General features: G+C 43.7%; 14 protein-coding genes. 6 read left to right on the forward strand and 8 right to left on the reverse strand.

Annotation, left to right across the window (positions count from 1 at the left end; genetic code table 11):
- Positions 1 to 14: 14 nt before the first annotated feature.
- From ribD to K1X66_08090, 3 genes are read left to right on the forward strand one after another with little or no spacing between them, the layout of a single operon-like run.
- Complete coding sequence (gene ribD / locus K1X66_08080) at positions 15 to 1,046, forward strand: bifunctional diaminohydroxyphosphoribosylaminopyrimidine deaminase/5-amino-6-(5-phosphoribosylamino)uracil reductase RibD (protein MBX7158326.1); 1,032 nt, start codon at positions 15 to 17, stop codon at positions 1,044 to 1,046.
- Positions 1,027 to 1,638: a riboflavin synthase gene (locus K1X66_08085; GenBank protein MBX7158327.1), complete on the forward strand. Its 612-nt coding sequence runs from the start codon at positions 1,027 to 1,029 to the stop codon at positions 1,636 to 1,638. The genes ribD and K1X66_08085 overlap by 20 nt, the downstream gene beginning before the upstream one ends.
- Positions 1,623 to 2,327: a hypothetical protein gene (locus K1X66_08090; protein MBX7158328.1), complete on the forward strand. Its 705-nt coding sequence runs from the start codon at positions 1,623 to 1,625 to the stop codon at positions 2,325 to 2,327. Before K1X66_08085 ends, K1X66_08090 begins: the two co-directional genes overlap by 16 nt.
- A gap of 44 nt (positions 2,328 to 2,371) precedes the next feature.
- Here the strand turns inward: K1X66_08090 and ald are convergent, their stop codons facing one another.
- From ald to K1X66_08110, 4 genes are all read right to left on the reverse strand, one after another.
- Entirely contained in the window at positions 2,372 to 3,472 is a 1,101-nt protein-coding gene (gene ald / locus K1X66_08095) for an alanine dehydrogenase (protein ID MBX7158329.1), read from the reverse strand.
- A 64-nt stretch (positions 3,473 to 3,536) separates the two neighbouring features.
- Entirely contained in the window at positions 3,537 to 4,286 is a 750-nt protein-coding gene (locus K1X66_08100) for a YebC/PmpR family DNA-binding transcriptional regulator (protein MBX7158330.1), read from the reverse strand.
- Between the two features lie 99 nt (positions 4,287 to 4,385).
- Positions 4,386 to 5,285: a hypothetical protein gene (locus tag K1X66_08105; protein ID MBX7158331.1), complete on the reverse strand. Its 900-nt coding sequence runs from the start codon at positions 5,283 to 5,285 to the stop codon at positions 4,386 to 4,388.
- Positions 5,286 to 5,455: 170 nt separating this feature from the next.
- Positions 5,456 to 6,538 (reverse strand): hypothetical protein, encoded by a 1,083-nt coding sequence (locus tag K1X66_08110; GenBank protein ID MBX7158332.1) that lies wholly within the window; start codon positions 6,536 to 6,538, stop codon positions 5,456 to 5,458.
- A 203-nt stretch (positions 6,539 to 6,741) separates the two neighbouring features.
- Between K1X66_08110 and hpnH the strand changes: the two genes are divergently transcribed.
- Positions 6,742 to 7,755: an adenosyl-hopene transferase HpnH gene (gene hpnH / locus K1X66_08115; GenBank protein MBX7158333.1), complete on the forward strand. Its 1,014-nt coding sequence runs from the start codon at positions 6,742 to 6,744 to the stop codon at positions 7,753 to 7,755.
- Positions 7,756 to 7,786: 31 nt separating this feature from the next.
- The gene (locus K1X66_08120) at positions 7,787 to 8,173 is read left to right on the forward strand and encodes a hypothetical protein (GenBank protein MBX7158334.1); all 387 of its coding nucleotides are present in this window, start codon (positions 7,787 to 7,789) and stop codon (positions 8,171 to 8,173) included.
- Between the two features lie 21 nt (positions 8,174 to 8,194).
- On the opposite strand, the gene K1X66_08125 is transcribed toward K1X66_08120, so the two are convergent.
- From K1X66_08125 to K1X66_08140, 4 genes are all read right to left on the reverse strand, one after another.
- On the reverse strand, positions 8,195 to 8,968 hold the full coding sequence (locus tag K1X66_08125) for a class I SAM-dependent methyltransferase (GenBank protein ID MBX7158335.1): 774 nt from the start codon (positions 8,966 to 8,968) through the stop codon (positions 8,195 to 8,197).
- A gap of 63 nt (positions 8,969 to 9,031) precedes the next feature.
- Positions 9,032 to 9,511 (reverse strand): hypothetical protein, encoded by a 480-nt coding sequence (locus K1X66_08130; protein MBX7158336.1) that lies wholly within the window; start codon positions 9,509 to 9,511, stop codon positions 9,032 to 9,034.
- Positions 9,512 to 9,632: 121 nt separating this feature from the next.
- Complete coding sequence (locus tag K1X66_08135; protein MBX7158337.1) at positions 9,633 to 10,313, reverse strand: hypothetical protein; 681 nt, start codon at positions 10,311 to 10,313, stop codon at positions 9,633 to 9,635.
- A gap of 211 nt (positions 10,314 to 10,524) precedes the next feature.
- Positions 10,525 to 11,307, reverse strand: a complete 783-nt coding sequence (locus K1X66_08140; protein MBX7158338.1) for a hypothetical protein — start codon at positions 11,305 to 11,307, stop codon at positions 10,525 to 10,527.
- 105 nt (positions 11,308 to 11,412) lie between these two features.
- Here K1X66_08140 and K1X66_08145 point away from each other — a divergent pair, with 105 nt between their 5' ends.
- Positions 11,413 to 12,546 (forward strand): amidohydrolase family protein, encoded by a 1,134-nt coding sequence (locus tag K1X66_08145; GenBank protein MBX7158339.1) that lies wholly within the window; start codon positions 11,413 to 11,415, stop codon positions 12,544 to 12,546.
- The last annotated feature ends 11 nt before the right edge of the window (positions 12,547 to 12,557 follow it).

Consider the following 12,557-nt stretch of genomic DNA (forward strand, 5'->3'; position numbering starts at 1 on the left):
ACTCGCCAACCTCAATCCAAGACACCCTTTGGATGCGTCGTGCCATTACCTTAGCCCAAAAAGGCATAGGTCTCACCAGCCCGAACCCTTGTGTGGGCGCTATTTTAGTTAAAAACAATCGAGAAATTGGGAAAGGCTTCCACCAACAAGCAGGAAAAGATCACGCTGAAATCGTAGCGATTGCCAATGCTCGAAAACGAAACAAAAGCGTTCGACATAGCACGCTCTATGTCACCTTGGAACCTTGCTCAACCCACGGCAAAACTCCACCTTGTGTCGATGCCATTATTCAAAGTGGCATCGCTCGAGTCGTGATCGGCGCCACCGATCCTAATCCGCTTCATGCCGGTCGCGCCTTTCGAAAACTTCGAGCACATGGCATTTCAGTTACTTGTGGCATTTTAACTGAAGAATGCGAAGAATTGAATCGCGCCTTCAATCATTGGATCACCACTGGACAACCCTGGGTCATCGCTAAAATTGCAATGAGTTTAGATGGTAGAATTGCTCCACATCCCAAACACAACTCTCGTCGCATTACTTCCCCAGAAGCCATTCGCCGCTCTCATTTTTATCGTCTCAGAGCCGATGCTATTGTGATCGGCGCTGAAACCGTGCGCACCGACAATCCCCGACTCACCGTGCGCTTGGGAAAGCTTTCACACAAAAAAAAACAACCCTGGCGCGTGATCATTACCCGCACGGGTCGCATTCCAACTCAAGCCCATCTTCTTACTGACCGCTATCGCAATCGCACGCTTATTTTTGCGAATCAGCCTTTGCAACATAGCCTCAAACAACTTGGAAAAAACGGAGTCACATGCATTTTGCTCGAAGGCGGAGGACAACTTCTCGCGAGCGCTTTCGAAGCCAATCTGGTTCATGAAATCGCTTTTTTTATCGCACCCAAACTAATAGGCGGCAGAACACTAGCTTTCTTCACACATCAATATTTCGGGAAAAAAGGCCTCGCATTAAAAAATTTTTCCTTCGAAAAAACTGGATCTGATCTATTATTGAAAGGTTATGTTCACCGGACTCGTTGAAGAAGTTGGCCAAGTTATCGCCTTTAAAAAAGAAGCTGCGCAAATTCATTTTGTGATTCAAGCCCCCAAAATTGCTCCTTTACTTCATATCGGTGACAGTATTGCTGTTAACGGTTGTTGTTTGACCGCAATAAAAATTCAAGATCATCAACAAATCATTTTTGATTTACTAAACGAAACCTTAGTTCGCACCAATTTTTCGCAATTAGAAACAGGTCACCGCGTTAATCTAGAAACTGCAGTTAAACCTACCACTCATCTCGGAGGACACTTTGTCAGCGGCCATGTGGACACAACGGCTTACATTCTAGCGCTAGAAAAACAGGCCACCGAATGGAGTCTGGAAATTGCGATTCCTCAAAATTACGAACGCTACACGGCTAACCAAGGTTGCATCGCCATAGACGGCATCAGCCTCACCATCGCCGAAACATTGCCAGGAAAAATTCGATTAGGCATTGTGCCTCACACCTGGAATCACACGAATTTAGCTTATCGAAAAATAAAAGATCAGGTAAATTTGGAATTTGATCTTTTAGCAAAATATACGGAAAAAATATTAACCTCACACACTGCATGCTCGAAACCCTAAACCATCTTCTTCTCCTACAACAACACGACAAAAAAATTCGTGCGTTGCAACGTCAAAAACAAAATTTACCTTTGGAACAAACTCGCCTCCAACAACAACTCACCCATCAACAACAAAGCCTGCAATCTCAAAAATTAGAAGCGCAAAAAATCGAATCAAATCGAAAAAAACTCGACCTCGATGCGCAAACTCAACAGCAACATATTTTCAAATTACGCAGCCAACTGCAACAAACCCGAAAAAATGAGGAATACAGCGCTCTGTTGCACGAAATCGAGCAAGCCGAAAAATCCATTGTTACTTTAGAGGACGAAGAACTCGTTCTGATGGAACAATACGAACAAGCTATGGCGCATTGGAATGAAGAAGCGAAAAAAAATAGCTCCAAAGAAAAGGTTTTTCAGGAACAAATGAGTCAAATGAAAGTTCAGTTGGAAAGCGTGGAAAAAGAGCTAAATCAATTGCTCGCCGAAAGAAGCGCTTATCTTAAAAATATTCCTGAAGATATTTTGAATCGTTATGAACGATTACTCCAAAGCAAGGACGACGCCATTGTGCCTATAGAACATCGAACCGTTTGCGGTGGGTGTCATTTAACTCTCATGAGCCAAACATTGCTCGACTGCAAAACGCAAAACAAAATGGTAAGTTGCGAAAACTGTGGTCGTTTTCTTTATTGGCCTAACTAAAATAACGCAAAACTTTCTGTCGACCCAAAGTTGCTAGAGAATTCTTACACCTTTGGCGCTTCGTAAGTCATGCCGAATGCTTCGGCAACCGGTTTACAGGTCACTTTGCCATCTTGCACATTAATGCCACCCACTAACTGAGGCTGGCGCTGACAGGCTTTGGCCAATCCATTATCGGCTAAATTTTCGATGTAAGGATAAGTGGCATTGGTCAAAGCTTGAGTCGCCGTGCGCGCATAAGCGCCCGGCATGTTGGCGACGCAGTAATGCACTACGCCTTCTTCCATATAAACTGGTTCTTCGTGTGTTGTCGGTCGCGAAGTTTCAACGCAACCCCCTTGATCAATCGCAATATCCACCAGCACAGTGCCCGGTTTCATAAGTTTCAACATATTACGAGTAATCAACTTGGGCGCGCGCGCGCCCGGCACCAAAACTGCACCCACTAACAAATCTACCGTAGGCAATAATTCCTCCACATGCGCTTCACTCGAATAAAGCGTGTGAGCCGTGTGAAGTGTGATATCTAAAAAACGCATGCGTTCGGCGTCTACTTCCAAAATTGTAACATCCGCACCCAATCCGGTTGCCATACGCGCTGCGTTAATCCCCGAGCTGCCACCACCAATCACCACGACTTTGCCCGGTAATACACCCGGGACACCACCAAGCAAAACACCTTTTCCACTCTGATGCTTGGCCAAAAAATAACCTCCCACAATAATCGACATGCGTCCGGCAATTTCGCTCATCGGTTCCAACAAAGGCAAACGACGATTTACTTCAATCGTTTCATAAGCTACTGCCGTGCATCCCGATTTTATTAACGCTTCGGTCAACGGTCGCGCAGCCGCTAAATGTAAATACGTAAAAAGCAACTGACCTTTTCTTAGCAAGTTATATTCGGAAATGAGCGGTTCTTTCACCTTAACAATCATCTCTGCCTTTTCAAAAACAGTGGCATGCTCCTCGATGATTTGGGCGCCAGCTCGCACGTATTCTTCATCCGGATAGCCTGAGCCAGCGCCGGCATTGCGCTCAACCAAAACTTGATGACCGCGTTTAATGAGTTGATAGGCCGCTGAGGGAAGTAATGCGACTCGATTTTCTTGTGCTTTAATTTCTTTAGGGACACCGATAATCATAAGTGTCAGCAGATTGACGAGAATTTTTAGAACGTAAAGGCAAATTAATCAGAAGTCACCAACCCTAAGCCAACTTCGCTAAAACTTCATCAGCAATTTCACTATTGGCGTAAACAGCTTGTACATCGTCATGATCTTCCAATGCTTCGACCAATAGTAAAACTTGTTGGGCAACTTGTTCATCGCTCACCGTCATCGGATTGGTAGAAAGATAAGTGAATTGACTTTTTTCCACAGGCAAATTGGCTTTTCTCAACTCGGCTTCCACCGCATACAATTTTTCCGGCAATGTTGTCACTTCGAAATTTTCATCGCCCAGTTGCACATCCTCAGCGCCCGCCTCCAGCGCGGCATTCATGATCTGTTCTTCGGTTGTAGATTTTTGGGGAATTAGGATCAGGCCTTTACGCTGAAACATCCAAGCCACACTTCCTGGAGCGCTCATGTTTCCCGCATTTTTTGTGAAAAGGCTGCGAATTTCGGCAGCGGTTCGATTTTTATTATCCGTAGTCGCTTCCACAAGCAAAGCAACGCCGCTAGGACCATAACCTTCATAGGTCATTTCCTCATAACTTTCCCCACCTAACTCACCTGAGCCTTTTTTAATCGCGCGATTAATGGTGTCATTGGTCATCGACTCAGCTTTGGCATTGGCAATTGCTTGTCGCAATCGCGGATTAAAACCCGGATCGGCCCCGCCCAATTTGGTTGCCATCGAAATTTCTCGCGCTAATCGGCCAAATAGTTTTCCTTTCTTCGCGTCCGATGCGCCTTTCGCTCGCTTGATTTTTGCCCAATGTGAATGTCCTGCCATGACACTAGTGTAATCGAAAATAGGAACATCCGTCAACTGACAGACTCAATTGGCTTATTTTAAAAATATCTTAGGATCGAGCTAATGAACTCTGCGAATCTACATTCCCCAACCTGAATTATTTATAATAGAATTCTCTACTTTTCTAAAACCGCTTTGTGTTTCTTTTCCCAATTGATCAAAAGCTCGATCCAGTTTTACAGCGCCTGCCTCCACAGCGTTTTCTAAGTTGGCTCGCGAATCAACGGATTGACCAACAACAGTTGCTCCCAAATCAACAGCGCCAAAAACCAAAGTATCAACCTTATCGGCTACTTCAGCCCCACCATTAATAATAGGCCTAAAATAAGGGTGCAAAGGATGTTCAGGAAGACGACCTTGCACAGGATCACTACCTGTAATCCCAGATGCCACTATAAAGCCACCCCCAACTATCACATCTTTACCCACCTCAGCTTCAAAAGCTACCGCTGCATTCTCAAATTCTGCCATAAGTGAAGCCAATTCTTCACTGGCATTAGTAAATTGGCCAAGCACTTGAGCAATAGCCTCTTTGCTGACACCCTCTCCTGTTCTTGCGGCAAACTCCATTGCCCTTATGTAGGCAGCAGCAGTAGCATCATTGATCTTTTGGGCAATAGTAACTAGCTTTTTCGCTGAAGCCGCACAAGAGCTTCCCTCTGAAGCGGCAACAATGGCTTGAGTAGCTCTAAGTAGATTAGCCGCATTATTATTTGCAAGACCAGCTCTTGTTACAATAGAAGAAAATGTTACTGCAGATCTACTCCCACTATTAATAAGGCCATTAGTCAGACTCATTTCTTCATAAATGCCTCTAATAGCTACATTCACGTCAGCTATTGCCGCTAAACGCACTCCTCTTGCAGCTTCTGCCACTTCAGCAACACGCGCCAATTTTGCCGCCTCAGCTGCGGTATCAACTTCAGGAGCTATTCCAAACAAACGACCCAAAAGTCGCATAACTTTACCTTTAGCCATATTGGATCCTTCTGTTGAAGTTTAAATTTATATTTTCCCTATAACTAGGTTAACTAGTTTTAACTCATTAATAAGAGTGCTGTCAAATTTTATATCGAATCGTCTATCCTATTCAAACCAACAGTAATTTGAGGCTAATATTTTATCGCCAGTTCCCATATTCGAGCTGTTTAGGGAGAAATTTTGGGCACAGGATCGGAAGCTACCGGCGAATTCGGAGTCGCGACATTCGGTGTTTGTTTCGCAGCATCTTGTTGAGCCTCTAGAACCTTCCATGCCGCTTCCACATTGGCTCGCATCCTGGCAATTTCGGCTCGTGTCGAAGCTTGAGGAATCGGATCATCACATTTCGGTTGATTGGGCATGTTAGCATACTGAACACCTACCACTCCCAATTCTGTCATCGCTCCAGCTCCTGACCAATCCAAAACATCCGGCGATAAACCCATCATTCCTGTATCGGGCCCTTCTTTTAAACTAGCCCACACCTTTTGTCCAAAGGAAGGTTCTTTTCGTCTCGCTTTTTTCTCAACTTCACAATCTACTTTGAGACGAAATTCCAGGTCATCTATTAAATCCTCAGCAGCTTGAACTTCCTCTGGTTTCAAAGCCACAAGTGTTGCTCCTGTTCCACCCACGATTGCTACAATGCGAGCTGCTTGTTGCTCAAATAGCGCGTTAGCTATTTCTAACGCGGCTACAGCATGTTCCGTAGCGCGGATTATGTCATCGCAATCTTTAACCGCTTGCTCTAATAATTTCGGAAGATCATCAATTTTTTTATTTTTAATGGCTTGCATGACTCCCTCATACGAATCCACCCCACGCATTGCACCGTTTTGATATTTATGAATCACATCGGCAACAGCTTCAAAAGTGGCAAGCTCTTTCTTTATAATTTCATAAACTTCGTCAGGTATCCCAGATATTTTAGAAACCTTATCCAAAAATAACGAAAATTCACCATGTCCAGCTTGCATGGCTTCTAAAAGAGCTCCAAATGCCTCTCCTCCTTCCAAAATACCAGATTCTGCATTTGTCGAAAATTGCACTAATTTATCAAAATTTTGGCTCTGCAACCTCAAATTTGCAGGATCTCTAGAAAGTAGTCTGGCAGCATCTAACGTTTCTTGTCCCTTCTTAAATGTTTCAAGTGCAGCTCTGGCATCGCGCGCGAAATCCTTAGCTATAAGCACGCGGCCTGCCGCGCGTTCTGCAATAACTCGAGCTAACAATCTAGCTGCTGGCGTCATAAATTCACATTCCTTTTCTACTGCTTACTATTGTCTCAAACTTCCTAACAATAAATGAAAGGCAATTAAACACCGATGTTTCCCTGTGTCAAATGCTACTTGGCTTTCGGCTCTTCAGCTATTCAGTTGAACTTGTCATTTATTACTTGTCACTAATCTCACCATTGACACCTTCCCTTGCTTCTCTATAATCACCCCCAATTATGGCAGTACCTCTCTCACAAATGTGGGCGGTAAGTTCTTATGTGATCAAGCAAAAGCTTAAGCGCAATAAGCATTACCCCCTGGTTCTAATGTTAGAACCGCTTTTTCGCTGCAACCTGTCCTGTGCCGGTTGCGGAAAGATTCAATATCCCGATCACATTCTCAACAAACGTCTCACGCCCGAACAATGCTGGGCAGCCGCTGAAGAATGCGGAGCACCAATGGTTTCCATCCCGGGCGGTGAACCGCTCATTCATCCAGAAATCGATAAAATCGTCGAAGGCCTTATCGAACGCAAAAAATATATCTATCTTTGCACTAATGCGCTGCTTTTGAAGCGTAAACTTGACCTTTTCAAGCCCAGCAAATATCTCACCTTCAGCGTTCACATGGACGGTCTCAAGGAAGAACATGACATGGCCGTCTGTCGCGATGGCACTTATGAAACAGCCTATGAAGCCATGAAAGAAGCGCTCAAACGCGGGTTTCGTGTTACCACCAACACCACCTTATTTGATGGGGCCAATCCCGAACATGTGCAAAAATTCTTCGATGAAATGATGAAGCTGAATGTCGAAGGCATGATGCTTTCTCCCGGTTACAGCTACCAAAAAGCGCCCGATCAAGAACATTTCTTGCATCGTGACAAAACCAAAAAACTTTTTAGCGAAATTTTCAAGGGTCGTAAACGCTCCTGGCGTTTTAATCTATCACCTAATTTCATTGAATTTTTACAGGGCAAAATCGACTACGATTGCACACCTTGGGGCAACCCAACCTACAACATTTTCGGTTGGCAACGACCTTGCTATCTCTTGCAGGAAGGTTACGTAAAAACCTTTAAAGAACTCATCGAAAAGACCGATTGGAGCCAATATGGTCAACACAGTGGCAACGCAAAATGTCGCGATTGTATGGTGCATTGCGGTTACGAAGCCACTTCAGTCAATGACACCTTTGGATCACTTTCCGGTTTCATTCGCACGGTGAAATCAACCATCGCTTATAGCTAGCGCTTTTCATCCATTTTCTTTTATTGAGTTTATGCCACAAGACATTAAAACCCATGGCCATCGCGAAGCATCCCTTCAAGGCAGAAATTTTCAACCCGCCTCTCCTCAAGAAACTGCAGAGGCTATCGATCAAGCCTTTGATTATCGTGGCGATGTCACTTTGACCTTGAAAGACAATCAGGTAATAGAAGGTTATCTTTTCAATCGAGACGCTAATCAACAGCAGGTTGAGATTTTTGTAAAAGGCAACGCTTCACCACTTGTTTTGAATTACTTCCAAATCGCAGGCATCGCTTTTACAGGTGAAGACACCGCGAATGGAAAATCCTGGGAAGCCTGGATGGCCAAAAAAGCCTCGGAACGCACTACGGAAGCCGAACAAGCGCGTCAAGCGGCCATCGCACGGGGTGAACTTTAGGAAAAGCTGTAAAGCTATTAGCTAATGGCTAATCGCTACTTTGCGAAGTACCATTATAACTTCTAGTCCACTTTTCCCAATAAACTCAATCTCGATAGGAAAATCGTAATCCTGCTTCATTCGCAAAAACATTTCTAAAATTTCGCGCTGGGTCCAAACGTGAAAATGAATATTAACCTTTTTTTCGATATATTTTCCAATACGACGCTGTAATTTTTCGGGATCTTTAACTTGTTCGATCACTCGCAACCATTCTTCATAATGTTCACGATCCGAAACCTCTGGCCCCACTTCATAATCCCGTTTCAAATGTTCAAAGGGCGTAATTTTTCGATCTTTATCAAACGTGAAACGTTTATCGGGAATCGCTAAATATAAAACGCCTTCCAGCTTTAAAACACGCAACATGTGAAAAATGGCGCCAATCGGATTGCGACAATGTTCGATCATATGGTTCGCAATCACAAAATCGCAACTTTCATCCGCTACTTTCGCCAAACGCTCGCCATCATCCACCAAATCCACAGTCACCTTAGGTTTGTCAGCCACATCGGAATAAAATTTATGCACTTCCTCCGTGCTAAGCCGATCGACATAACGCACTTTGGCATTGTGATAAACTTTTAAGGGCTGATGAAGTCCGCCAATCTCAATGCCTTCTCCTTGAATGTAATGATAAGAAGCAAAATATCGCTTTTTTTTGACGATCTCCCTCCAAGCCTCTTCCTTCGATTCTTTTTTCTGATGAGTTTTAGAGTTTTTGCCGAAAAACAATCGCTTGATGTTTCGTAGCACGAAACAAGATTAACTTTGGATGGAAAATTTAGTCAACCCCCAAACTTTTTATTTCCAAAAAAGCTAAGGAGTTGGAGAACTAGGCTGAGGCCCTGGTGAGGTCACAAGAGCTGAAGATCCATTAGCAGCCGCTTTCCAGATTCCTTCCATGTTTCCACGATTTAACCCCGCATCAATTTCTGCGTTATCCATCGCCTGATTTTCTGCGTCACTTAAAACGGTTGCTGCACGTGATTGAGTGGTAGACATAACGCTATCCCTATTATCGCTAATCGCATTAATAACTGCCGCACTACCCGTAATACCCGCAGCAATTGAGTAACCTGCTGCGGAAATCGCCTTTTCCCTAGCAATGTTTCCCATTCGTAGCGTTCCCACAGCCAAATTAGAAGGCTCCCCTCCGCGGGCTGCTACTTCCAACATTTTCGTTCGAGTTGCCGCACCTAAGCGAAATGCATGCCAAGCTCCTCGAACTCCCACCGCTCCTCGAATTGCTGTTGCAACCGCCGTAACCCCCGCAACAACTGTTAAGGGAGAAATCATAACCATTTCTTTTCTTTGATGCTTAGGAACAGACATAAGTTTAAGTAAATATCATTTTCAAAAATTTAAAATAATAATATTAAAGATTAAAAATTATTATTAATTATCACATTGTCAAAATTTAACTTTCTAGAATAGGCACCTGCGACCAAGGCCTGCATTGCTCTAAACGTCTTTCCCCGGCGGCCAGCTCCCATACCGAAGGTTCTTCTGGCCTAACTTCTCCTGATCGGATTCTTTCTTGCGCTTTTTTCGCGACGTCACTCGTCTCTTTTATCAAAGAAGCCTTAGGACACCAAAATTTATCAGCTGTCGCCACCTCAGGCGCAAGCGGTTTCACTACCTCAGCGGCATCCGCCTCTCTACTAGCTAGAAAAACTGTTGCACCGACCCCTGGAACGCCCGCTAATTTCGCAATTTTTTCAACATCGCTAATCGCAGCATCTACAAAACCGTGATATTCATTAGAAAGTTTCAAAGCATAAGCTTGAATTTTCTCAGCCATTTTTTCGGCAAGCTCAACAGCTTCAGGACTCGCTCCAGTGCTTTTAAGATTATTCACGTGAGTACGAGCCAATATTGCCAATTCTTCCACCCCTTCAATAGCATTTCGATAATTAGCCGATAAGGCTTGTGCTTCGGTTATAGCCGCTCGAACCCCAGCCATGGAATAACTTCCATTAATAAATTGATCACTAAGGCTTCTGGTAATTGCCCTGATATGTAAAAAAGCTTTATCCGCCTCTTGAGTCAATTTTGCTAAACCTCGAGCCAACATTTTAACATGAACAACAACCGCCATACAGCTTCAACATCCTTAAAATTAATTTTAATGATAAAACTGATTTTAAAATCAATTTAAAGGCAATGAACCACACAATTGAGATTTGTCAAATTTGAGAATGAATATTATTTCAAAACCCGTCCTAGCTTTAAATAATGATCTTAACCCGCTCGTATTTTTCTAAGCTTCTCTCACTAACACTCGCCACTATTTTTCGCCGGCAAATTTCTTATATTCCTGGAGAAACTTTGTTCTGGGAAAGCGTTGATTGATTAACAGAGGGCGCATTGCCACCCGCAGAGGCCCAAACACCATTCATATTTCTTTCACGAAGCGCAGCATCAATCGCTTCATCGTCTGTTTCACGGAGTTCTTTAAGAATGGATGCTACTTCTTGATGATTTGTTAACATTTCGCTGGCTGTTCCAGAACCCGGAACCATAGCTAAAGCAGCAGGAATTAAAATGCTATCAATAGCAGGTTCAATAACCTTTTCCTCAAGAGCATCCCAACCCGGTAGAGGGACAAAAGCAATAACTCCTCCAACAAGATGGGCAGGTGATAAAGAACTCTCAACCGCCCCCTCTGCAGCAATTTCAACGATTCTCTCCTGATGTTTCTTCAGTAATTCTAGCGGCACCGACTCTGCGGTATTATTGGTAATAAAAGTATTAGCTTCCTGGAACGCCTTGATCGCTGCCTCTCTCGTAACACGAGCTATCTCCTGGATTTCTGCGTAATTAGCACCTCGAGCGACAGCTTGATTAGAAGCATTCGTCACTATTCTATCAATTATTGCAGATCTTTGGGCTAATATTTTAACCATCTCCTTTCTACTACCCGAAGTTATTAATTTTCCTACCACTTCATTCGCTGCTGAAGCAGCAACGGTTGCCGTTCTTTGAGCAGTCACACGAGCTGCCTCATTTACTACAACTTCCGCCGCAACTCTCCTCGCAACCGCTTTTTCAAAAACTTTTTCTACTATCCTAGCAATGATAGAAGCACTCATACCCAATAATTTTAATTACAAAAAAAAATTTATTAAAGTTTATTTTATAACAAAGCATAGAACTGCCATTGACCTTATTATTTTACTCCAATAAATTAATCTTCGGTGAAATTCATTGCCCGTCATTATCAAACTCAGCAGTTGCTTAAAATTGAAATTGAGCAAGATATTTATTCTCAAATACAAGTTTTAAACAGCTCGGAAACTGCGCCCTGGATCGCACCGAGTTTGGTTGATATTCAAATCAATGGATTTGGCAGAGTCGATTTTAATCAAACGATTTCTGCACAAGAATGGCAACAAGCTTGTCAATCGCTTTACTCTCAAGGCTGCACCCATTTCCTAGCCACTTTTATCACGACCCATATCGACAACTTAGAAAAATTATTAAAAAATGTAGAAAAGTTGCGACAAGAAAATCCGTTAAATTGCGTAGGATTCCATTTGGAAGGTCCGTTTCTCAATCCTGAACCCGGCTATCATGGTGTTCACGATCCTCAAGAGATGATTCCCTGCGATCTGGAACTTTTTAAAAAATGGCAATCACTTGCCCCTCACGCCATTCGTTTAATCACACTCGCGCCTGAGATCGAACCCAAAAAATCGCTCCCTTTTATTCGAAGCGTGACTCAACAAAACATTCGTGTGGCCATCGGTCACTCATCTGCCACCGGCACTCTTTTACAACAAGCCGTCGAAGCTGGCGCAACAGGCTGGACTCATTTAGGAAACGGTTTACCTCAAGAAATTCACAAATTTGAAAATCCCATTTTTCACGCCTTGGCGCAACCCGAATTGTTTTGCTCTTTGATTCCTGACGGCGTCCACTTGCCAGCACACGCTTTTTCCGTCTTCGCGAAAGCGCTAAAGAACCGTTTACTCCTTACCACTGATGCCACAGCCGCAGCCGGCGCCGCGGCAGGTCATTATACTCTGGGTAAAATTTCCATCACTCGCGATAAAGGAGTTCATTCTCGAGAAACCGAAACTCAAAAACTCGCTGGTTCCACTTTAACTCCGTTTGAAACAGTTTTTCGTGCGGCAAAATTATCAGATAAGCCCTGGCAAGAAATGTGGGACGCTTATTCCACACGGCCCGCACAATGGTTAGGATTCCACTCTCACACCATTGAAAAAAATAATGAGGCCAGCTTTTGCCTTTTTACCGACCAACCCCGCCCCCATTTATTAGCCACCGTGCATCAAGGAAAATGTGTTGGGGGGAAAATAAAAAATTAAACTAATTGTGA

This window comes from Verrucomicrobiia bacterium (genome assembly GCA_019694135.1).
In the GTDB taxonomy this organism is placed as follows: Bacteria; Verrucomicrobiota; Verrucomicrobiia; order JADLBR01; family JAIBCM01; genus JAIBCM01.

What these genes read in the sequence shown, in the direction of transcription:
- K1X66_08135 (MBX7158337.1), bottom strand. Translation starts at nt 10,313, where the DNA reads ATGGCGGTTGTTGTTCATGTTAAAATGTTGGCTCGAGGTTTAGCAAAA.
- K1X66_08090 (MBX7158328.1), top strand. Translation starts at nt 1,623, where the DNA reads ATGCTCGAAACCCTAAACCATCTTCTTCTCCTACAACAACACGACAAA.
- ald (MBX7158329.1), bottom strand. Translation starts at nt 3,472, where the DNA reads ATGATTATCGGTGTCCCTAAAGAAATTAAAGCACAAGAAAATCGAGTC.
- K1X66_08140 (MBX7158338.1), bottom strand. Translation starts at nt 11,307, where the DNA reads ATGAGTGCTTCTATCATTGCTAGGATAGTAGAAAAAGTTTTTGAAAAA.
- K1X66_08100 (MBX7158330.1), bottom strand. Translation starts at nt 4,286, where the DNA reads ATGGCAGGACATTCACATTGGGCAAAAATCAAGCGAGCGAAAGGCGCA.
- K1X66_08110 (MBX7158332.1), bottom strand. Translation starts at nt 6,538, where the DNA reads ATGACGCCAGCAGCTAGATTGTTAGCTCGAGTTATTGCAGAACGCGCG.
- K1X66_08085 (MBX7158327.1), top strand. Translation starts at nt 1,027, where the DNA reads ATGTTCACCGGACTCGTTGAAGAAGTTGGCCAAGTTATCGCCTTTAAA.
- K1X66_08120 (MBX7158334.1), top strand. Translation starts at nt 7,787, where the DNA reads ATGCCACAAGACATTAAAACCCATGGCCATCGCGAAGCATCCCTTCAA.
- hpnH (MBX7158333.1), top strand. Translation starts at nt 6,742, where the DNA reads ATGGCAGTACCTCTCTCACAAATGTGGGCGGTAAGTTCTTATGTGATC.
- K1X66_08105 (MBX7158331.1), bottom strand. Translation starts at nt 5,285, where the DNA reads ATGGCTAAAGGTAAAGTTATGCGACTTTTGGGTCGTTTGTTTGGAATA.
- K1X66_08130 (MBX7158336.1), bottom strand. Translation starts at nt 9,511, where the DNA reads ATGATTTCTCCCTTAACAGTTGTTGCGGGGGTTACGGCGGTTGCAACA.